Origin of the sequence: Micromonospora sp. LOL_021, assembly GCF_048060215.1 — a bacterium.
Classification (GTDB): Bacteria; Actinomycetota; Actinomycetes; order Mycobacteriales; family Micromonosporaceae; genus Micromonospora_E.
In genome coordinates this window covers 19,697-40,438 of record NZ_JBHMIN010000032.1, presented here as the reverse complement: position 1 = coordinate 40,438, position 20,742 = coordinate 19,697, and the positions used below count along the sequence as shown (strand labels likewise).

Below are 20,742 nucleotides of genomic sequence, written 5' to 3'. Positions count from 1 at the left end.
GCGATTCCAAGCGGTCAGTCGGTGCCGGTGGCGGCGAGCGATCCCGGTGGGCGGGCGTCGCGGGAGGCGATCGCGTTCATCGGGATCTGCACTGCCCGCACCCCCATGTCGAGCCGAGCCTGCTGGTAGAACCGCGCCCGGGCACGGCGGTAGTCGGCGAACCCGGCCCGCCAGGTCTGTTCGTCGACCGGTTCGTCGCCGGTGGCGAACCCCTCCAGCCGCCACAGCGTCTCGGTGAGGGCCTGCGCGGCGGCGATGGTCGGCCCGTCGGCGAGCAGCAGGATCGACTCGAAGCACACGGACCGGTCCGACTCCGCCTGCCCGAGCCGGGCCAGCCCTTCCTCTCGACCGATCGGGCTGATCGCGGTGACCAGACTACGGCTGGCCAGCACCCGTGAGGTGAGCAAGGCAATCTGCTTGGCGGTGGCGGCGAACTCGACGTAAGCGGCGAGCCGCCGCTCGTCCCAACGCACGGACTGCTCCCGGCGCCACCGGTTGCGCTCGGTGATCCCGGTGCCGACGTAGGTGAGCACCCCGCCGACGACCACCGCGAGGATGGTGGGCAGGTGTTCCAGCAGAGACATCACACTCTCCGTCGCATCGCCGGGCTTCAGGGTAGGAAGCCGTCACAAGGCCGCCTGCCCGCCACAAGCTCCGGCCTCCCGGCGATCTCCGCTTGCTGATGCCTTACGCCGTAAGTTACTGTGCCTTACAGCGTAAGACGACCGGTGACGTCGACGGGCGCCCGGAGGACGAGGAGGAGATGGTTCTCATGAGCGATCTGGTCCGCACGGCGCGGCTGACCGGCCTGTTCTATCTGGGCCTCGGCATCACCGCCATGCTCGGATTTCTGATCGTCCGGCCCCAGTTGTTCGCCACCGGCGACCCCGCTGCGACACTGGGAAACCTGGTCGGGCACGAGACGCTCGCCCGCGTCGGTATCGCGCTCGAATTGGGCGTCGTCGTCACCCAGGCACTCGCGGCCGTCTGGTTCTACCGCCTCTTCCGCACCGCCGACCCGCTCGCCGCCGGAAGCATCGGCGCGTTCGGTCTGGTCAACGCGGTGGCGATCATGGGCAGCGCGGCGATGCTCGCCACCGCGGTCGAGATCGCCGGCGAGCCGATCGGCGACGCAGCGACCACGGTCCAGACCCTCTACCTGGCCAGCGAGAACCTGTGGGGGGTGGGCAACCTGTTCTTCGGCCTGTGGCTCATCCCGATGGGCACCTGTGTGCTCCGGTCACGCTGGATGCCCCGGCCACTCGGCTGGGTGCTCCTCGCCGGCGGCGTCTGCTACCTCGCGAGCGGCTTCCTGCTCTACCTCGCACCCGACGCCCAGATCGTCGCCGACCTGCTCGTAGCGCCGGCCACCGTCGGCGAGCTCTGGATGATCGGTTACCTGCTGACTGTCGGCGTCCGGCGGCAGATGCCGTCGCGGGCGTTACCGCACCCTCAGGGCGGGTAAGCGAAGGTTGCGGCGAGTCACGCGCATCGCCGCGATCGCGCCCCGACGACGTACGGAGAGTTGGCGATGATGAACCGGAGCTACCTGCGGCTGGGCGTCGCGTTGACGCTGAGTTTCGTAGTGATGCTGCTGCTGACGTACTCGATGATCTGGACCATCGACGACTTCTATCTGAACCTCAGCAACACCTACATGGCGCTGATGATGGTCGCCCCGATGGGGGTGATCATGCTCGGGGTGATGTGGATGATGTTCGGCAACCGTACGCTGAACGTGATCCTCGCGGTCGGGTTCGTCGTCCTGTTCGGGGTGGCGTTCTACTTCGGCCGGCAGGAGAGTTTCATCGGCAACGAGCAGTTCCTCAAGTCGATGATCCCGCACCACTCGCGGGCGATCCTGGTCTGTGAGCGGTCGGACATCACCGACCCGGAGATCATCGAACTGTGTGGACAGATCGTCGAATCGCAGCAGGAGGAGATCGACCAGATGAAGCAGATCCTGCAGCGGTACGAGTGAGCCACGTCCGCACGGCGCTCGGCGTCGTCCTCGCCGTCGGCGGGGCGGGCACTGTGGCGGGCTGCACCGCCGGCCCGCCACAGGCCGACACCGGCCCACCCGCCACCAACGCCGACCCGGTCAACCAGCGGTCAGCGGCACAGCCGCCACCGGACGCGCCCGCGCCGACGATCGCGCCGCTGCCCGACCCGGCGACCGACACCCGGCCCGTCGCCTCGGCGACCGCCACCAGTGGTCCGGCGTCGGTCGACACGGTCGAGATCCCGGCCGGCCGGCTGTGGGTCAGCCTCGACTGCGTCAGCGGTGGCCGTGGGGATGCCGCCGCCGCCAGCGGAGCTGCCGATGTCGCGGTGTTCCTCGACCCCGGGATGCGGTTCGAGCTGCAGTGTGCCGCCGACGAGGTGACCCTGATTCGCAACGTCGACCAGGACCACCCGGGCGGGCCGGTCACCATCCGGGTCGAGGCCGGCACGGACGTGCGGTGGAACCTGCTGGTCGAGCATCAGCCGGGCTAGGCTGCGGCGGTGAACGGGTGCGTGTTCTGCCGGATCGTCGCCGGTGAGTCCCCTGCCTGGCGGGTCGCCGACTCCCCCGCCGGAGTGGCGTTCCTGGACACCCGGCCGGTGTTCCCGGGGCACGTGCTGGTCAGCCCGCGCCCGCACGTGGTCACGCTGACCGACCTGCCGCCGGCCGATCTGGCCGGATACTTCTCGCTGGTGCAGCGGGTCGCGGCGGGGGTCGAGGCCGGGCTCGGCGCGGGCGGCTCCTTCGTCGCGATCAACAACCGGGTGTCCCAGTCGGTGCCACACCTGCACACCCATGTGGTGCCCCGGACCAGGGGCGACGGGCTGCGCGGCTTCTTCTGGCCGCGCCGCCGTTACGCCGACGACGCCGAGGCCCGGCGGTACGCCGAACGGATCGCCGCGGCGCTACCTCCTGGACCCGGTCCGCAGTGACGACGCAGCCCGGTTGGACGGCCGCAGGGGCGACGCGAACAGCACCACGCTGACGCTGACGCACAGCGGCCGACGGCCGGCGGCCGGCGGCCGGAAGGAATGCTGCCAGCGGCGCCGGGTACTCGGTCGATGACTGGAGAAGGAGGGATTTCAGATGAAAGTGACCCAGGAGAAAGTCACCTCCCTGTACGGTTCGACGGTCCAGGACAGCCTCGGAAAGAAGGTCGGTACGGTCGGCCAGGTCTGGACCGACGCCGCCGGTCAGCCGAACTGGGTAAGCGTCAAGACCGGACTCTTCGGTAGGCGGGAGTCGATGGTGCCTCTCGAAGCCGTTGAAATGGAGCGCGACCACCTTTCCATCCCGTTCGACAAGGAAGTGGTCAAGAAGGCACCGCAGGTCGATACCGACGCCGATCAGCCGCTGAGCGACGCCGAGGTCGACGAGCTGTACGCCCATTACGATCTCGAACCCGCGCCGGCCGTGCCCAGCCCGCCGGAGCCGACCAGGGCTCAGGTCGCACAGGAGGAGTTGACCCGGTCCGAGGAACGTCTGCGGGTCGGCAAGGAGAGCCGGCCGGCCGGCACGGCGCGGCTCCGCAAGTACGTTGTCAGCGAAGACGTGCACACCAGTGTGCCGGTCGAGCACGATGAGGTGCGGCTGGAGCGTGAGCCGATCACCGAGGACAACCGGGGTAGCGCAAGTCCGGAGATCGGTGACGTGGAGCGCGAGTTCGCGTTGACCGCCGAGCGTCCCGTGGTGAGCAAGGAACGGGTCCCGCTCGAGCGGGTGCGGCTCACCGAGGAACAGGTGACCGAGGATCAGGCGGTCGACGAGGAACTGCGCTCGGAACGGATCGAGGCAGAACTCCCGGAGCGCAGTCGAAGCCGGCGCGGAAGCTGAGACGGGTTCACGGGTGAATTGACCCGCGGATAGTAGCAATCCCGTTCCGGATGCCAATCGATTGCCGGCATCCGGAACGGTCCGAACAGTCCGGTTCCCGTGTTTCAGGATCGCTATCAGCGGCGGAAGATGGTGATCGAGTGACCGACCTGATCGATCGGCTCACTGCTGTCGATCAGCTCGCGCAACTCACCGCCGGTGGTCGCCACCCAGGTGTTGGAGACCACCAGCAGACCGCGTACCTCCTCGGGCGGCACCTCGCGCGGATCGGTGGCGGTGATGCCGTAGTACTCCGGCACGCCGGCGCCCTTGTAGGCCAGCCACACCCGCTCGTCCGGGTACCGCTCCCGCAGCCGGTCGGCCAGCCGGCTCAGGTCCTGCCCCCAGTCCACGTTCGAGTCGTGCAGGTGGTGGTAGGTGCGGGCCGGGCCACCGAACGCCTCGTTGGCGTACGGCAGGTAGAACGGGAACGCGCGGACCGAGCTGACCGCGACCAGCCCGACCAGTACCGCCGCCGCCGGCCGGGTGTACCGGGCGGCGGCGGCCGGCCACCGTACGACGGTCACGGCCGCCGCCGCCACGGCCAGGAAGACCGGGACGACGATCGCGTACCGGACGCCGAGGTCGCGGGAGCCGGTCATCGCGACGGCCAGCAGTACGCCTGCCGGCGCCAGCAGGTACCCGGCGGCCGGGCGCAGCCGGGGCACCGACAGCATCGCGACCGCACCGACCAGCCACAGCGCCAGCGCCCCGAGCGGCGTCTTCACCAGTAGCGCGGCCGGCAGGTAGTACCACCGGTGACCGGAGTACGTCTCGCCGAACAGGTACCCGCCCCATTTCCAGTCCTCGAAGCCGAACTGGATCCGCATGCCGTCCCGGAACGACTCAGGGAACGGCAGCCAGTCGACCACTGTTGCGCGGAGGCCGTCGATCGCGGGAACCGAGCCTGGTGGCACGGTCTGCAGCCGCGGGTCGACGACGAGGTAGCTGGCCCACACGGTCAGCAGCGCGAGGAGTCCGATCGCGGTCGCGGCCGCGCCGGCGACGACGAACCGCCGGGCCCGGGGTGAGGACGGACGAGGCGGCCAGGCCGGCCGCGCGTGCCGGACCGACCAGGCGGCCAGCGCCAGCAGCACCGGCACCGCCGCCAAAGCACTCATCTTGGTGGCCAGTGCCGCGCCGAGCGCCAGGCCGGCCAACGGCAGGTAGACCCACGGCCGCCGCCGGGCCCGCCAGAGCAGCCAGGCCGAGGTCAGCAGGAACCCGGCGGTGGGTACGTCGAGGGTGGCCAGTGAGCCGTGGGCGATGACGTCGGGGGTGAACGTGTACACCGTCAGGGCGATCAGGGCCCCGGCCCGGCCGGTGAGGTCGCGGGCGAACGCGAGGACCACCAGCCCGAACGCGAGGGTCAGCCCGATCATCGGCAGCCGGGCCAGTAGCAGCAGCCGGTCGGCGTCGTTCCCCGCCTCGTACAGCACGTGCCGGCCGAGGTCCGTCTGGTTGCCCTGGAAGGACGGCTCGATGTACGGGTCGGCGAACGCCAGGCCGGCGCCGATGATCAGTTTGCCCAGCGGCGGGTGTTCCGGGTTGACCTGCAGTCCGCCGCCCTGCAGGTAGAGCGCCGCCGCACCCACGTACACCGGCTCGTCGATGGTCGGCGCCTGCGCCACTGCGGTGGTGACCATCGCGACCGCCATCTGCCCCAGCAGCAGCGCCACGACCAGCGGATACCACCAACGTCGGTGCCGTCGCAGCCAGCCGGGCCGATCCGATCTCTCCGTCACCGTTGCCGGATGGTCATCCGAGGTGACGGGGACATCCCGGTCGAGGACCCCCGACTTGCGCAAAAGGCTCACGGGCCGGCAGCCTACCCCGTCACTCGGCCGCGACCGTCACCTTGCTTGGGCGATACCCCCGTCGCCTTCTGCCGGCTGTACCTCGCTCAACCGCTGGCGAGCCCACTCAGCCAGCCGGGGAACGCGGAACCGCCGCCGGCTTTGCCTGCCGGCGGCGGTTCCGCCCGCGGTGCGGACCCTGTGGCGGAGACCGAGCAGGGTGTTCAGGTAACCCGGGCACCCCTGCCGGACACGGCCATCTTCAGATCAGGTGTGTGTTGGGCTCCAGCCCGCACAGCACGCGCCCGTACAGCTCGAGGTTCGTGTCCGGGTGCACGACGCCGTGCAGACTGATCGTCTGGACGTCCCGCTCAATGCGTTGCATCGACTTGTCCGAGTAGATGGACGACCCACCGCTGGCGGTGTTGAGGATTTCCACCGCCTCTTTTGCAAGTTGGGTGGACATACCCAACTCCATGCGCGCGAGGGCACGCTCCTGAATGCTCCAGGACTCGCTATTGCGGACCTTGCTATCCACTCGCTCGGCGGCGCGGCGCACATGGAACTCGGCCTCGTCGATTTTCATCGCAGCCCGAGCCACCTGCAGGTGGGTGAGGGCGGATTCGGCCTGGCGTTCGTTGTTGGTGTAGGCGATCCTACGGCTCGGCAGTTGCTCGAAGAAGGCGTCTCGCGCAGCCTTGGCCATGCCCAACGGGACAGCGGCGGCACCAGCTGCCGTAATTGGAGAGAAAGGCGCTCTCCACATCAGTGAACCGGCATTCAGCCGGGAACGGTGCTGGTTCTGCAACACCAAGGGGGCGATCGGCAGAATGCGCCCCTCAGGGACGAACAGGTCCGACACGATGGTCGTCACGCTACCCGTACCGCGCAGACCCACGGTGTGCCAGTCGTCGACGATCGTCATGTCTGACGTAGGCACAGCGACCATCACCGGAGCGGGTTCGCCGTCCGCGCCGGCCAGCACGGCCGAATGGATGAACCACCGGCTGTGCAGCACACCGGTGCTGAACGCCCACGTGCCGTTGAGGACCGCCCCACCCTCGACCGGCGTGGCGACACCGTTCGGGCTGACACTGCTGCCGATGAGGACGTCGGGGTCGGCGAAGATCTCGTCCTGCGTCTCGTCCGGCAACAAGCCGGCCAACCATGAGCTGATCGTCATCGTGCTCACTGTCCACCCCACGGAGCCGTCGCCGCGGGCAAGCTCGGCGATCACGTCGCAGACCGTACCCACAGCGGACTCGAAGCCGCCGTAGCGGATCGGTACCCGCATCTTCATCAGGCCGGCATCGGCGATTTCCTGGAGAACCTCCTCGTGCAGGACCCGATTTTCCTCCTGCCATGTTGCGTGCCTGCGGATTAGCGGGACCAGCTCGGTTGCCCGGCGGACGAGCTCGGCGCCCGGCGGCGCCTCGATAGCCGTCATCAATGCTCCCCAAGAGGATGGCGAGGAAGGAACTTTTCCCTCCAAGCTCGATGCCGATTAATCACCGGCATTAACAACTTTGACACGCTGTTACATTAGCCAACTTCTCTCAAGTTGCCGAGTTCTATTGCATACACGAGGCGAATTAACCACAGTGCCTACAGCCTGGCAGAAGGCTCTCCAAAAAACCGAACGACCGACCCTTTGCAGGGAGGAGTATTATTGTACGCCTCTGTCGTACACATGGTCCGGGATGTGTCGCCGGACCGGGTCTCGTCGGCGACGTCGAAGCCGCGTGACACCAGGTCGCGGTAGCCGAAGTCGCGAATGAAACCGGTGCACCTGGCACGCGTCCTGGTCACGGTTGGCCCTGCGGATGTCTGGGCCGGCCGACAACCCCCCGCCGACGCCGGCACAGACGGCGCTGCGGGAGACATGAGGGATTCCTGGTGGGCCGCGGGTGCTGACGGGCCGCAGGTGGCGGATGCCTCCTGCGGCCCATCGGTCCGGTTCGTTCGGTGAGATTGGTCGGCTCCGCCGGCCCCGGGGTCACCGTGGCCGTCGGGTCAGGCGCAGATCGCCTGGATCGCCAGACCATCGGTGGGCACACCGGTCAGCGTGAGGTGCACCGTGCTGAGGCCGGCGTTCGGGTAGAGCGAGCTCAGGAAGGTCTGCCCGGAGGCACCGGGCCCGGTGGCCGCACCGACCGAATGCACCTCCTCGGTGCTGGACGAGCAGGTGTGGTTCGCCGAGGCGACCCCGGTCTGCACCGACCCTTCGGCAGCCGCCCCCACCGGGTTCGCGCAGATGGCGTACGCGGTGACCCGCCAGTTGCCCGAGTAGGCGCCGTCCTCGGCGGCGGCGGCCCGGGCGATGTCCAACGGCCCGGAGGCCCGGGACATCTGCAGGCCGACGTTGCCGAACCCGCCACCGGTGATGCTCGCCCCGGTGCCGATCACCCGCTGGCTGCCCGAGCAGCCCGCAGCGGTGCTGCGGGTCGGCGACGAGGAGTAGGTGGAGTTCCCGGGGACGATGTTGTAGCCGGGCACGGAAGCCGCCGGTGCGCAGATGGCGTACCCCTCCAGTGCCCAGTTGCCGCTGACGCCGCCCGGCGGTTCGTCCGCCCAGACCTCGTACCGGTCGGTCTGGCCGGGGCCGCTGACCGGCTGCAGGGCGCTGAGTCGGATCGACCCGGCGGCCGGTCCGGTCACCTGGGCGCCGCCACCGATCACCCGGGTGTCGCCCGGGCACTCGGCGGCCCGGAACTTCGGTGACTGTGAGTTCGTCGCGGTGGCCAGGTGAGTCGTCCGGAACAGGCCGCTGACCGCAGCGGCCGGCGCGGTCGCGACGAGTTGGGCGGCCGCACCGACGGTCAGGGTGGCGAGCAGCGCCGCCACGCGCAGACCGGTGCGACGGTGTTTCGTGTTCATCGCTCCTCTTTTCGGATTGATCGAGGTGACTGGCGTGTGCCGTCGATCCAGACGGTGACCGGTGGATCTTCGGAAATGTTTCGGCAGTCGTTAAATAGGCTGCTCAGCCGCGAAAAGCGGAGCATTCTGCAGAGGTGGAGACGGCGCGGGTGCAGGTCGAGCTGCTGGTCCTCGGTGAGGTGACGGTGCGGGTCGACGGGGTCGACCTCGACCTGGGGCACGCCCGGCAACGCTGCGTCCTGGCCGCGCTGCTGGTCGACGCGAACCGGCTGGTGCCCACCGACCGGCTGCTGGACCGGGTCTGGGGCGACCGGCAACCGCAGCGGGCCCGCAACGCGCTCGCCGGCTACCTGTCCCGGCTGCGGCAGGTGCTGGCCCCGGCCGAGCCGGTGCGGATCGTCCGCCGGTCCGGCGGCTACCTGCTGCAGGTCGACCCGGCCCTGGTCGACCTGCAGCAGTTCGGCCAGCTGGTCCGGCGGGCCCGGGCCGGCACGACCGCCGCGCGGACCGACGCGACGTCGGCGACCGTCGACGATCCGACGGCGCTGCTGTCGCGGGCGTTGTCGCTGTGGCGCGGTACGCCGTTCGGCACCCTGGAGTCGGCCTGGCTCGACACGGTACGCACCGCGCTGGCCGCCGACCGGCTCGCCGCCCGACTGGACCTGGTCGACCTGCGGTTGGCCGCCGGTGGGCACGCCGACCTGCTCGGCGAGTTGACCGCGCTGGCCGCCGAGAACCCGCTCGACGAGCGGATCGCCGGTCAGTTGATGCGGGCGCTGTACGGGGCCGGCCGTCAGGCCGAGGCGTTGCGGCACTACCAGGTGGTCCGTACCCGGCTCGCCGATGAACTGGGCACCGATCCGGCGGCGGCGCTGCGGCAGACGTACCACCGGATCCTGACCGCGGACCCGGCACTGGGGACGGCGGTCGCGTCCCCGGAGGCGGCCGCACCCTCGGAGGCGGCTCTGACTCCGGCCCCGCGCGCCGCGCCGGAGGCGGCCGACGTACCACGTCAGCTGCCGGCCGCGCCGACGGCCTTCACCGGCCGGGTCGCCGCGCTGGTCGAGTTGGACGCGCTGCCGATCGACGACCCGGGTCAGCCACCGTTGGCGGTGGTCACCGGCACCGCCGGGGTCGGCAAGAGCAGTCTGGTGCTGCACTGGGCGCACCGCAGCGTCGACCGGTTCCCCGATGGACAGTTGTACGTGAACCTGCGCGGGTTCGACCCGGCCGGTGCGGCGCTGGACCCCGCCGAGGTGGTACGCGGATTCCTGGCCGCGCTCGGGGTCGCCCCGCAACGGGTGCCGATCGGGCTGGCCGCGCAGGCCGCCCGCTACCGCAGCCTGGTCGCCGACCGGCGGATGCTGATCGTGCTGGACAACGCCCGCGACGCCGAACAGGTCCGCCCGCTGCTGCCCGGCGCGCCGGGCTGCGTCACCGTGGTGACCAGCCGGGGCCAGCTGGGCGGTCTGGTCGCCGTGGACGGGGCCCGGCCGGTCGCCCTCGACCTGTTCACCGACGCCGAGGCGCGACGGTTCCTCGCCCGGCGGCTGGGGCCGGAAAGGGTACGGGCGGAGCCGGCCGCCGCACAGCAGATCGTCGACCGGTGTGCCCGGCTGCCGCTGGCGCTGGCCGTCGCGTCGGCGCGGGTGGTGGTGAACCGGACGGTCACCCTCACCGACCTGGCCGCCGAGCTGACCGAGGCCGGTGCCGGCCTCGACGCGTTCGACGCTGGCGATCCGGCGGCCGACGTTCGGGCGGTGTTCTCCTGGTCGTACCGGGCGCTCGACCCGGCCGCCGCCGGGCTGTTCCGGCTGATCGGGCTGCATCCCGGGCCGGAGCTGACGGTGCCGGCGGTGGCGAGCCTGGCCGGTGAAACGGTGCCCGCCGCCCGGCGGCTGCTGTCCGTGCTGACCCGCGCCAGCCTGGTCACCGAGCACTCGCCGGGGCGGTACGTGCTGCACGATCTGCTGCGGGCGTACGCCGCCGAGCTGGCCGAGGCGCAGGAGCCGGCGACGCGGCGGCGGGCCGCGACCCGGCGGCTGCTCGACCACCTGCTGCACACCGCGTACGCCGCCGACCGGCTGCTCTACCCGCACCGGGACCCGATCCTGCTGGACTGCCCGGCGTCCGGGGTGGTGGTGCCGGCGTTGGCCGACGGCGCGGCGGCGATGAGCTGGCTGGTGGCCGAGCACCGGGTGCTGCTCGGTGCGGTCGATCTGGCGGCCCGCGGGCGCTGGGACCGGCACGCCTGGGAGCTGGCCTGGAGCCTGACCAGCTACGTCAACCTGCGGGCACTGTGGCACGACCAGGTGACCGTGCAGGGTGCCGCGTTGCCGTCGGCGGTGCGGCTGGGTGACCAGGCGGCGCAGGCGCACCTGCACCGCAACCTGGGTCGGGCGTTGACCCAGCTGGACCGCACCGACGAGGCCGCCCGGCACCTGACGCAGGCGCTTGAGCTGTTCGTGGCCGTCGGGGACCGGGCCAATCAGGCACAGACCAATGTCAACTTCGCCCGGGTGCGGGAGCGGCAGGGCCGCGATGCCGACGCCCTCGACTACGACCTGCGGTCGCTGGAGCTGTACCGGCAGGCCGGACACCTGACCGGTCAGGCGCGGGCGATGAACAACATCGCCTGGACCCGGATCCGCCTCGGCGAGCCTGACCAGGCCCGTGAGCTGTGCCGGCAGGCCCTGGCCATCAACACCGAGCTCGGCAACCGGCACGGGGCGGCCACCAACTGGCGTACCGCCGGTTGTGCCGAGGCGGCGGCCGGTGACCATCGCGCGGCGGTCGACTGCCACGAGCGGGCGCTGCGGCTGTTCCGGGCGATCGGCGACCGGGGCGGCGAGGCGGAGACCCTGGTCGACCTCGGCGATGCCCGGTACGCCTGCGGCCAGGTCGACCCGGCCCGGGGCGACTGGGCGGCGGCGCTGGTGCTGTTGACGGAGGCCGGCCACCCGGATGCCGCCGCCGTACGCACCCGGCTGGCGCATCCGGCAACGTCGCTGCGCTGAAACGCTGGGGACGGGTGCCCGCCACGTCACCGCGCGGGGCGGATCGGGCAGATCGTTGACACTCGACCATATTGAACGTTAGCGTTAACAATGATCGATTTCGATGCTCTAAATGACCGGATCGACCTGCCCGCGACCATCGCCCGGTACCGACCACTCTGGAGAACCCACCATGTCTGAAGTGACCCGACGAGGACTCCTGACCGCCGGGGCGGCCGGCGCGGGTGCCGTCCTGCTGCCCGCCGGGTGGACCGCCATCGCCCGCGCGGACCCGGCGACGCCACCGCAGGTGCGGGCCGCCGACGACATGGCGCTCTGGTACGACGAACCGGCTGGCGCCGACTGGCTGCGCGCGTTGCCGTTGGGCAACGGTCGACTCGGCGCCATGGTCTTCGGCAACGTCGACACCGACCGGCTCCAGCTCAACGAGGACACCATCTGGGCCGGCGGCCCCTACGACTCCGCCAACCCGCGCGGCGCCGGTGCGCTGGCCGAGATCCGCCGGCTGGTCTTCGCCGACCAGTGGACCCAGGCGCAGAACCTGATCAACCAGACGATGATGGGCTCGCCGGGCGGACAGCTGGCCTATCAGCCGGTCGGCAACCTGCGACTCGCCTTCGGCTCGGCCAACGGAATGGCCCAGTACCACCGCACGCTCGACCTCACCACGGCCACCGTGACCACCTCGTACACGCTGGGCGGCGTGCGGTACCAGCGGGAGGTGTTCGCCAGCACACCGGACCAGGTGATCGTGGTACGGCTGACCGCGGACCGGGCCAATGCGATCACCTTCACCGCCACCTTCGACAGCCCGCAGCGCAGCTCGGTCGCCAGCCCGGACCCGGCGACAATCGCGCTCGACGGCACCTCCGGGAGCATGGAAGGCGTCACCGGATCGGTGCGCTTCCTCGCCCTGGCCACCGCCGTCGCCACCGGCGGGACGGTCAGCAGTTCCGGGGGCACCCTGCGGGTGTCGGGAGCGACCAGCGTCACGCTGCTGATCTCGATCGGGTCCAGTTACGTCGACTTCCGCGCCGTCGACGGCGACTACCAGGGCATCGCCCGCACCCACCTCGACGCCGCCCGTACCGTCGGCCACGACGAACTGCGCAGCCGGCACCTGGCCGACTACCAGGCGCTGTTCAACCGGGTGTCGATCGACCTGGGTCGCACGGCGGCGGCCGACCAGCCGACGGACGTACGGATCGCCCAGCACGCGAGCGTCGACGACCCGCAGTTCTCCGCGCTGCTGTTCCAGTACGGCCGCTACCTGCTGATCTCGTCGTCGCGGCCGGGCAGCCAGCCGGCCAACCTGCAGGGCGTCTGGAACGACTCGATGACCCCGCCGTGGGACTCGAAGTACACGATCAACGCGAATCTGCCGATGAACTACTGGCCGGCCGACACGACCAACCTCTCCGAATGTTTCCTGCCGGTCTTCGACATGGTCCGGGACCTGGCCGTCAGCGGCGCGCGGACCGCGCAGGCGCAGTACGGCGCGGGTGGCTGGGTGACGCATCACAACACCGACGGGTGGCGTGGCTCCTCGGTGGTCGACGGCGCGTTCTGGGGCATGTGGCCCACCGGTGGCGCATGGCTGGCCACCCTGGTCTGGGAGCACTACCAGTTCACCGGCGACGTCACGTTCCTGCAGACCAACTACCCGGCGATGAAGGGTGCCGCCCAGTTCTTCCTCAACACGCTGGTCACCCATCCGAACCTGGGCTACCTGGTCACCAACCCGTCGAACTCCCCCGAGATCGCCCACCACGGCGACGCCAGCGTCTGCGCCGGGCCCACCATGGACAACCAGATTCTGCGGGACCTGTTCGAGGGGGTCGCCCGGGCCAGCGAGGTCCTCGGCGTGGATCCGACGTTGCGGACCCAGGTCCGGGCGGCCCGGGACCGGCTGGCGCCGATGCGGATCGGCTCCCGGGGCAACGTCCAGGAGTGGCTGGCCGACTGGGTCGAGCCGGAGCGTAACCACCGGCACGTCTCCCACCTCTACGGACTGCACCCCAGCAACCAGATCACCCGGCGGGGCACGCCCCAGTTGTTCGAGGCCGCACGCCGGACCCTGGAGATCCGGGGCGACGACGGCACCGGCTGGTCGCTGGCCTGGAAGATCAACTTCTGGGCCCGGTTGGAGGACGCCGCCCGCGCCCACAAGCTGCTGCGCGACCTGGTCCGCACCGACCGGCTGGCACCGAACATGTTCGACCTGCACCCGCCCTTCCAGATCGACGGGAACTTCGGCGCCACCTCCGGGATCGCCGAGATGCTGCTGCAGAGCCACAACGGGGAGCTGCATCTGCTGCCGGCGTTGCCCACCGCCTGGCCGGGCGGGCAGGTCGCCGGGCTGCGGGGTCGGGGCGGCTACACCGTGGCGATGGCGTGGCGCGACGGCCAGGCCGACGAGTTCCACGTCCGCGCCGACCGCGACGGCACCGTACGGCTGCGGGCCCGGCTGTTCACCGGAAGCTTCACGCTCACCGACGTCACCGACGGCAGCACGCCGAGCGCCACCCGGCCGGAGACCGACGTCGTCCAGTTCGCCGTCCACGCCGGACGCACCTACCGCCTCGCGCGCCCCGGCGTGTCACCGACACCGACACCGACCCTGTCGGCGAGCCCGACCCCGTCGGTCTCGCCGACCCCGTCCCTCTCCCCGACCTTGAGTCCGAGCAGTTCTCCCCCGCCGTCCGGGGCCCGGGCGACCTACGCGATCACCGGGTCGTGGCCCGGCGGTTTTCAGGGCGAGGTGACCGTGACCGCCGGGGCCGCGCCGATCCAGGGCTGGGCCGTCACCTGGACGTTCCCCAACGGGCAGGTCATCAACCAGATGTGGAGCGGAGCCCACACGCAGAGCGGAGCGAACGTACGGGTCACCAACGTGTCCTACAACGGATCACTGCCGGCCGGCGGCTCGACCACCTTTGGGTTCCTCGCCAGCGTCGGCGGGACGAACAATCCACCGACCGACCTGGTCTGCACGTCGACCTGACATCACCCGGCGGCCGCCGCTGCGGGCAGGATTTTGTCCGGATGGTTCCGCAAGACGAGCCAACGCCTTGACGAATCTCGATGTTAGCGCGAACATCGGACAACTCAGCCTTTGCCTAGCCGCCGGGCTGACTGCCGAACCGTCCCGGCAGACCGTCCACACATCAGGAGACTCCATGCGACTACGCACCAGCCAGGCCGCCAGACCCGGACGCCGGTGGCGTGCCGCGCTCGCCGTGGCCGTCACCGCCGGCCTCGCGGTCACCGGCACGGCCATCGCCGTCCAACCGGCCGCCGCCGCCACCGTCGACACGTCCGCGTACTACGTGCTGGTCAACCGGCACAGCGGCAAGGCACTCGACGTCTACGACCTCGCCACCGACGACGGGGCGCCCATCGTGCAGTGGGCCCGCAACGACGGCGCCTGGCAGCAGTGGCAGTTCGTCGACTCCGGCGGCGGTTACTACCGGCTGCGGTCCCGGCACAGCGGCAAGGTCCTGGACATCTACGAATGGTCCACCGCCGGCGGGGCCGAGGTCGTCCAGTGGTCCGACACCAACGGCGCCAACCAGCAGTTCCGCCTCGTCGACTCGGCCGGCGGGTACGTCCGGCTGATCAACCGCAACAGCAACATGGCCCTGGAGGTCTACGAGTGGTCCACCGCCGACGGCGGCCGGATCTCACAGTGGGACGACCTCGACGGCGCCAACCAGCAGTGGCAACTGGTCCGGGTCGACGGCGGCGGCACCACCCCGCCGCCCAGCGGCTGCGGCAGCGGGACCTTCCACGGTGAGGTCACCGTCAGCGGCAGCACCTGGACCGCCCGCAACGGCGGTACGGTCCGCTACACCGGCGGTGACATGCTCGCGGCCATGCAGGCCGCGGTGAACGGCCTCAGCGCCGGCCGGACCAGCAAGCAGCGGGTGGTCGTCCGCGGCTCCGGCAACGTGCCGGCCAGCTCCCGGCTCTCACTGCCCAGCTACACCGTGCTGGACGTGTGCGGCACCATCAACGTGACCGGCTCCGGCTCCGGCGACATGGCCCCGGTGTACTCGCGGGGCACCACCGACGTCGAGGTGCAGAACCTGCGGCTGACCGGCTCGCCGGTCTACGGCATCTTCATGCGCAACGTCAACAACCTCACCCTCGGCCAGATCGACATGCGGCTGTCCGGCGGGCTCGGCGTCCGCATCGACAACCACGGCGGCGATCGAGCGGTCAAGGTCCGCAACGTCCGGATCGACAACGTGTACGTCTCCGGCACCGGCGCGCACGGCGTGGAGACGTACGGCGTGGACGGCGTCACCATCGGCACCGTCACCGCCCGCAACACCGGCTACTCCGGCCTGCTGCTCAACGACACGATCAACGCCACGGTCGGCACCGTCGACGCTCAGGGCGCAGGCACCGGCACCGGCTACGCCGCGTTCCGGATGGCCAACCGCAACGGCCGGGTCGGCAGCAGCTACCCGACCAACATCCGGGTCGGCAACGTCATCGCCAGCGGTGGCGGACGTGGCATCTTCTGCGTGTCCGAAAGCGGCGGCGCGGTCATCGACCGGGTCACCATCGCCAACACCGGCAACAACTCGGTCCTGATCGAGAACTGCTACAACGTCACCATCGCCGGAGTCTCCGGCACGATCACCGGCGGCGGCGAGGTGCGCATCGCGGCCCGCAGCGAGTTCCCGATCTCGTCCGGAATCACCTTCCAGAACCTGACCGTCACCAACACCAACATCGTGCAGAGTCCGTGCGGCGGTGCGAACAACGTGATCCGCAACGTCACCCGGGTCAACTCGTCACTGAGCTGGTGCTGACCCAGGCCAACTGAGGTCGGCGTCCGGTTGAGGCGTCGACCGGACGCAGACACCGCCCGCCGCCGCGCCGCTGGGAACCCGGCGCGGCGGCGGGCGGCCTCCCCTCTCCCGCGTCGCTCGGTACCGCTACGCCCGGGTGTCGACCACCGGGCCGGCAGTGGTGTCGGGGTGGGCGGCACGGCGGGTGACGCGGCGGCGGCGGGTCGGCAGCCCGAGCAGCGGGTTGGCGACCCCCCACGCGGCGCCCCTGCAGACCAGCTCCTTGTAGCCTGCGGCGAGCCGTCCGGTCAGCACCGCCGACCTGGCCCGGTCGTCGGCGGTGACGTACTGGATCAGGCCCTCGCGGCGGCCCAGCGAGATGCACTGGTTGACGTAGCGCAGCGGCGTGTTCGGCAGTTTCCCGCCGGTCAGCCGGGCCGCGATCGTGTCGGCGGCCTGCCAGGCGGTCGGCACCCCGGAGGCGCACGACATCCGCAGCGGTTTGCCGCCGGGACCGATCGCCCAGGCGGCGTCGCCGACGGCGTAGACGTCCGGATGCGACACCGAGCGCATGGTCGCGTCGACCACGATCTGGCCGCTGTCGGCCAGCGCCAAAGCGGTGGTACGGGCGATCGGGTGGACGGCGAACCCGGCGGTCCAGACGGTGACCGCGGCCGGGACGGTGCCGCCGTCGGCGGTGGTGACCCGGCCGGCGGCGACGCCGGTGACGGCGGTGTGCTCGTACACGGCGATGTCGAGCCCGGCGAGGACCTTGCGCAGATGCGCGCGGCCCTTCGGCGAGAGGGTGTCGCCGAGGCCGCCGCGCACGGCGAGGGCGACGTCGAGCTCCGGGCGGGCCTCGGCGATCTCCGTCGCGGCCTCCAGGCCGGTCAGCCCGCCGCCGACCACGACGACCGGCTGCCCGGCGGCGAGGCGGGCCAGCCGGTCCCGCAGCCGCAGCGCGCCGGGCCGGCTGGCGATCTCGGCGGCGTGCTCAGCGACGCCGGGGACGTCACCGGGGTTCCAGCCGCTGCCGAGGGCGTAGACGAGCGTGTCGTAGCCCAGTTCGTCGACTCCGCTGCCGTCGGCGTCGGCGACCGTGACGGTCCGGGCGTCGACGTCGACGCCGGTGACCGTGGCGATCCGTACCTCGACGCCGGTGCCGGCGAACATCTCCCGCAACGGCCGGGGCGTCAGGTCCTGGCCGGTCGCCAGCTGGTGCAGCCGTACACGCTCGACGAAGTCGGGTCCGGCGTTGACGACGGTGACGGCGACGTCTGCGGGGTCGAGCCGCCGGGCGAGGCGGCCGGCGGCGACGGCTCCGGCGTATCCGGCGCCGAGGACGATGATGCGGTGCCGCATGTCCTGCTCCTGTCTGCATGGGGTGTGACAGCACCTGAACCGGGCAGCTCCGCGTTTGCTGACGCGACAGCGGCGTGAAGCACCTCACACGGTGTGGTCAGAAGGCGGTGAACAGGGGTTCCCCGTGGTCGGCGGCGGCCCAGGACGTGGTGGCCCGGTGCAGCTTGTCGGGGTTGACCTGGCTGCGGACCACGGCCACACCGTCGGCGGTGACCTGCAGGCACATGACGCCGATGACCCGGCCGTCGAGGACGACCACGACCGCGGGGTCACCGTTGGCGGTCCAGGCGTAGACCGCTGGCGAGCCGCCGAGCAGGGCACGCTTGGCCGCACCCGGGGTGAACAGGCCGCGCAGGAACTTCGCGACCGCGACGGCACCGACGACCGGCGTGGCTCGGGCCGGGACGTGTCCGCCGCCGTCGCCGATCGAGACGGCGTCGCCGGTGAGCAGGCGTACCAGTGGCTCGATCCGACCGCTGGTGGCGGCGGACAGGAACTCTTCGACGACCCGCCGGGCGGCGGCCCGGTCGACCTCGGTGCGGGCCCGGCCGTCGGCGAGGTGCCGCCGGGCCCGGTGCAGGAGCTGCTGGCTGGCCGCCTCGGAGACGCCGAGGATGCCGGCGATGTCGCGGTGCGGGTAGTCGAACGCCTCCCGCAGGACGTACACGGCCCGTTCGTGCGGGGTCAGGCGCTCCATCAGGGCGAGGACGGCGTACGAGACGGATTCGCGCTGTTCGGCGGTGTCGGCCGGGCCGAGCATCGGATCGCCGTCGAGCAGCGGCTCGGGCAGCCACTGGCCGACGTACGTCTCGCGGCGGGCCCGCGCGGAGGCCAACTGGCTGAGGCACAGGTTGGTGAGGACCTTGGTCAGCCAGGCCTCGGGGACGTCGATCCGCTCAACGTCGGCGGCCTGCCAGCGCAGGAACGTCTCCTGCACGGCGTCCTCGGCCTCACTGGCGGAGCCCAGTAGCCGGTAGGCGATCGCCGCCAGGCGCGGCCGGGCCGCCTCGAACCGGTCGACGTCGTCCGCCGTCAGTGCCATGGCTCCGATGGTAGGCCCGGCCTTCGACCCGGCCGCCACGGTACGACGACCCGGGGCGGGAGCGGGTGTCAGTTCAGCTGCTCGACCTCTCGGTCGCCCAGCGGGGCGGCCAGGCGTACCAGGACAGCCGATTCCAGGGCGATCGCCGGGCATTCCTGGTCGACTGCTTCAGGCAGCCGGCCCACCCGGATCTGGACACGCACCGCCGTCTCGCTCTCCTGCACCTGCGGCTCGGCGCCGTAGCAGTCGGCGGGGCCGGCGGTCACGGTGAATTCGAGCGTACGGTCGTCGACGGCGCGCCAGGTGCGCCAGGCGACGACCTGCGGGTCGACCAGGTCGTCGCGGACCGGCAGCGCCCCCGGGCTCGTTGAGGCGTCCGGCGCCTGGGTGGCGGTGGTGCCGTCGTCGTCGCCGGGCTCGGCCGCCGGGCCGCAGGCGCTCAGCGCGACGACCGCCCCGACCAGCAGTACGGCTGTCAGTCGAGGCGGTCGTCGCGTCAGCATCGACTCAGATTACCAGTCGCCGTTGGCGGCGTTCGTGCCGTCGAGCACCGCGGTATCGAAGTACGGCCCCCGGTTGACTCCGCTGCCGTCAACGGTGGACATGACCGATCGGACATGACCGAGCCCGTTGGCGTTGTTGTAGTTCCAGATCCACGGACCACCCGAGGAACCGCCGCCGAAGTTGCAGGTGATCTTCGAACGGTCGTCGAGAATGCTGTTGTCGACGGCGGTGCCCCAGCAGGCCCACATCTTGTCCCCGCCGTCGCGGTTGCTCGGGTAACCGAAAATCGACACGTCGAACTCGGTGCCGCCGTTGTAGGCGAGGCCGTGCCCACCGACGGTGTCGACGACCGTCGTGTTCCAGTCGCCACCGGAGAACGTGGTCACCCAGCCGACGTCCCGGTTGAGGTTGCTGTTGTTCATCCATTCGTTGAACGTCCGCAACCGGTACGCCTGGAATCGGCCGACCGGGTCGTGGTCGGCGTTGAAGGCGTTGTATTTCGGCACGAAGACGAGATTGCTCAGCCAGTCACCGCCCTGGCCGCTGTGGACACAGTGGCCGGCGGTGATCAATACCCGCTTGGACGAGGTGGCGACCGCCGACGCCGAGCACCACGAGCCGCTCTCGTAGCCACCGATGAACAGTTTGCCGTTGGTGACCGAGAAGTTCGTCACCGGATCCGGGGCAGCGATCTCCTTCGTCGCGATGGTGGCGGCCACCGGCTTCGTCACGACCGTGGGCGTCTTGCTGGCGATGGCCCGCGCGGTGTTCTCGACCCACACGGCGTCGCCGGGCGCGTCCAACGGCTTGGCCGCCTTCATCCGCTCCGGTGTCCAGTAGGCCAGCACGTCGGGGTCTCCGCCGGTGCGCTCGAACGCGTTGAGCTGCGCGGGCGAGTAGGTGCGGGCGGTCTTGTCACCCGGCAGCTGCACCGGCGCGAGCGAGCTGCTGGTGCTCAGATCGGAGCCGGCGACCCGGGTCGGCTTGGTCTCCACCTCGGCCGGACCGGCAGTGGCCCCGGTGGCGGACAGGACTGGCGCGACGGCCACGGCCAGCGCGATGACACCCAGGCGTCGAGCACCCCGAGTAATACGTGTTCTACCAGGCACACCCATACGGCTAACTCCTCTTTGTCGAGCAACCATCCCGGTTGCTTGCGAATCCACGCGTCATTTCCTGGCTTTGAAAATGACGGGGACGGAGGCTGGTGCTGCGAGAACAGCAGCAATGACAACGGCGGCTCGGCGCGACCGGTGGCCTACACCCTGCTTGTTGAACCGCCATTGCCATAGTCAACGACCTATTTAGGTTCGTCAACCCTGGGTCACCGAACCACTACCGGATGATGTTGAAGTCGGCTGTGGACGCGCAGGTGGCACCCTTGTAAGGCACCTTCTCGCCACCCCAGATCTGTGACAGCAGTCACAGTCCTTTATAGATCATCAAGGCGTACCTGGTGAATCTT

Annotated in this window: 16 protein-coding genes; 8 read left to right on the top strand and 8 right to left on the bottom strand. The window is 70.6% G+C overall.

Features of this window, described 5'->3' with window-relative positions; genetic code table 11:
- Positions 1–14: 14 nt before the first annotated feature.
- Entirely contained in the window at positions 15–584 is a 570-nt protein-coding gene (locus ACFHWT_RS20420; protein WP_416596280.1) for a hypothetical protein, read from the bottom strand.
- 188 nt (positions 585–772) lie between these two features.
- On the opposite strand from ACFHWT_RS20420, the gene ACFHWT_RS20415 reads away from it, so the two are divergent.
- The 5 genes from ACFHWT_RS20415 to ACFHWT_RS20395 all read left to right on the top strand — a co-directional run bounded on the left by ACFHWT_RS20415 (position 773) and on the right by ACFHWT_RS20395 (position 3,838).
- The gene (locus tag ACFHWT_RS20415) at positions 773–1,465 is read left to right on the top strand and encodes a DUF4386 domain-containing protein (RefSeq protein WP_416596279.1); all 693 of its coding nucleotides are present in this window, start codon (positions 773–775) and stop codon (positions 1,463–1,465) included.
- A 69-nt stretch (positions 1,466–1,534) separates the two neighbouring features.
- On the top strand, positions 1,535–1,981 hold the full coding sequence (locus tag ACFHWT_RS20410) for a DUF305 domain-containing protein (protein WP_416596278.1): 447 nt from the start codon (positions 1,535–1,537) through the stop codon (positions 1,979–1,981).
- Positions 1,978–2,496 carry a hypothetical protein gene (locus tag ACFHWT_RS20405; protein ID WP_416596277.1) on the top strand — a complete coding sequence of 173 codons (519 nt, stop codon included), beginning with the start codon at positions 1,978–1,980 and terminating at the stop codon, positions 2,494–2,496. The genes ACFHWT_RS20410 and ACFHWT_RS20405 overlap by 4 nt, the downstream gene beginning before the upstream one ends.
- Positions 2,497–2,505: 9 nt before the next feature.
- Positions 2,506–2,937, top strand: coding sequence for an HIT family protein (locus ACFHWT_RS20400; RefSeq protein ID WP_416596276.1), 432 nt, complete (start codon positions 2,506–2,508; stop codon positions 2,935–2,937).
- A gap of 154 nt (positions 2,938–3,091) precedes the next feature.
- Positions 3,092–3,838, top strand: a complete 747-nt coding sequence (locus ACFHWT_RS20395) for a PRC and DUF2382 domain-containing protein (RefSeq protein WP_416596275.1) — start codon at positions 3,092–3,094, stop codon at positions 3,836–3,838.
- Between the two features lie 116 nt (positions 3,839–3,954).
- Here ACFHWT_RS20395 and ACFHWT_RS20390 read toward each other — a convergent pair whose 3' ends face one another.
- From ACFHWT_RS20390 to ACFHWT_RS20380, 3 genes are all read right to left on the bottom strand, one after another.
- The gene (locus tag ACFHWT_RS20390; protein WP_416596274.1) at positions 3,955–5,622 is read right to left on the bottom strand and encodes an ArnT family glycosyltransferase; all 1,668 of its coding nucleotides are present in this window, start codon (positions 5,620–5,622) and stop codon (positions 3,955–3,957) included.
- 313 nt (positions 5,623–5,935) lie between these two features.
- A complete protein-coding gene (locus tag ACFHWT_RS20385; protein ID WP_416596273.1) occupies positions 5,936–7,120 on the bottom strand; it encodes an acyl-CoA dehydrogenase family protein in 1,185 nt (394 codons plus the stop codon).
- Between the two features lie 566 nt (positions 7,121–7,686).
- A complete protein-coding gene (locus tag ACFHWT_RS20380; RefSeq protein ID WP_416596272.1) occupies positions 7,687–8,550 on the bottom strand; it encodes a hypothetical protein in 864 nt (287 codons plus the stop codon).
- 134 nt (positions 8,551–8,684) lie between these two features.
- Between ACFHWT_RS20380 and ACFHWT_RS20375 the strand changes: the two genes are divergently transcribed.
- The 3 genes from ACFHWT_RS20375 (at position 8,685) to ACFHWT_RS20365 (ending at position 16,390) form a co-directional block, all read left to right on the top strand.
- Positions 8,685–11,567, top strand: coding sequence for an AfsR/SARP family transcriptional regulator (locus ACFHWT_RS20375; protein WP_416596271.1), 2,883 nt, complete (start codon positions 8,685–8,687; stop codon positions 11,565–11,567).
- Positions 11,568–11,739: 172 nt separating this feature from the next.
- The gene (locus ACFHWT_RS20370) at positions 11,740–14,571 is read left to right on the top strand and encodes a glycosyl hydrolase family 95 catalytic domain-containing protein (RefSeq protein WP_416596270.1); all 2,832 of its coding nucleotides are present in this window, start codon (positions 11,740–11,742) and stop codon (positions 14,569–14,571) included.
- A gap of 175 nt (positions 14,572–14,746) precedes the next feature.
- On the top strand, positions 14,747–16,390 hold the full coding sequence (locus tag ACFHWT_RS20365) for an RICIN domain-containing protein (RefSeq protein ID WP_416596269.1): 1,644 nt from the start codon (positions 14,747–14,749) through the stop codon (positions 16,388–16,390).
- Between the two features lie 126 nt (positions 16,391–16,516).
- On the opposite strand, the gene ACFHWT_RS20360 is transcribed toward ACFHWT_RS20365, so the two are convergent.
- The 4 genes from ACFHWT_RS20360 to ACFHWT_RS20345 all read right to left on the bottom strand — a co-directional run bounded on the left by ACFHWT_RS20360 (position 16,517) and on the right by ACFHWT_RS20345 (position 20,326).
- A complete protein-coding gene (locus tag ACFHWT_RS20360; RefSeq protein ID WP_416596268.1) occupies positions 16,517–17,731 on the bottom strand; it encodes an NAD(P)/FAD-dependent oxidoreductase in 1,215 nt (404 codons plus the stop codon).
- A 97-nt stretch (positions 17,732–17,828) separates the two neighbouring features.
- Positions 17,829–18,773 carry an RNA polymerase sigma-70 factor gene (locus ACFHWT_RS20355; protein ID WP_416596267.1) on the bottom strand — a complete coding sequence of 315 codons (945 nt, stop codon included), beginning with the start codon at positions 18,771–18,773 and terminating at the stop codon, positions 17,829–17,831.
- 68 nt (positions 18,774–18,841) lie between these two features.
- Positions 18,842–19,276, bottom strand: coding sequence for a hypothetical protein (locus tag ACFHWT_RS20350; protein WP_416596266.1), 435 nt, complete (start codon positions 19,274–19,276; stop codon positions 18,842–18,844).
- A gap of 9 nt (positions 19,277–19,285) precedes the next feature.
- A complete protein-coding gene (locus ACFHWT_RS20345) occupies positions 19,286–20,326 on the bottom strand; it encodes a trypsin-like serine peptidase (RefSeq protein ID WP_416596265.1) in 1,041 nt (346 codons plus the stop codon).
- Positions 20,327–20,742: the final 416 nt, after the last annotated feature.

Coding starts and splice junctions, on each gene's coding strand:
- ACFHWT_RS20420 (WP_416596280.1), bottom strand. CDS start 584: ATGTCTCTGCTGGAACACCTGCCCACCATCCTCGCGGTGGTCGTCGGC.
- ACFHWT_RS20415 (WP_416596279.1), top strand. CDS start 773: ATGAGCGATCTGGTCCGCACGGCGCGGCTGACCGGCCTGTTCTATCTG.
- ACFHWT_RS20410 (WP_416596278.1), top strand. CDS start 1,535: ATGAACCGGAGCTACCTGCGGCTGGGCGTCGCGTTGACGCTGAGTTTC.
- ACFHWT_RS20395 (WP_416596275.1), top strand. CDS start 3,092: ATGAAAGTGACCCAGGAGAAAGTCACCTCCCTGTACGGTTCGACGGTC.
- ACFHWT_RS20385 (WP_416596273.1), bottom strand. CDS start 7,120: ATGACGGCTATCGAGGCGCCGCCGGGCGCCGAGCTCGTCCGCCGGGCA.
- ACFHWT_RS20380 (WP_416596272.1), bottom strand. CDS start 8,550: ATGAACACGAAACACCGTCGCACCGGTCTGCGCGTGGCGGCGCTGCTC.
- ACFHWT_RS20370 (WP_416596270.1), top strand. CDS start 11,740: ATGTCTGAAGTGACCCGACGAGGACTCCTGACCGCCGGGGCGGCCGGC.
- ACFHWT_RS20365 (WP_416596269.1), top strand. CDS start 14,747: ATGCGACTACGCACCAGCCAGGCCGCCAGACCCGGACGCCGGTGGCGT.
- ACFHWT_RS20360 (WP_416596268.1), bottom strand. CDS start 17,731: ATGCGGCACCGCATCATCGTCCTCGGCGCCGGATACGCCGGAGCCGTC.
- ACFHWT_RS20355 (WP_416596267.1), bottom strand. CDS start 18,773: ATGGCACTGACGGCGGACGACGTCGACCGGTTCGAGGCGGCCCGGCCG.
- ACFHWT_RS20350 (WP_416596266.1), bottom strand. CDS start 19,276: ATGCTGACGCGACGACCGCCTCGACTGACAGCCGTACTGCTGGTCGGG.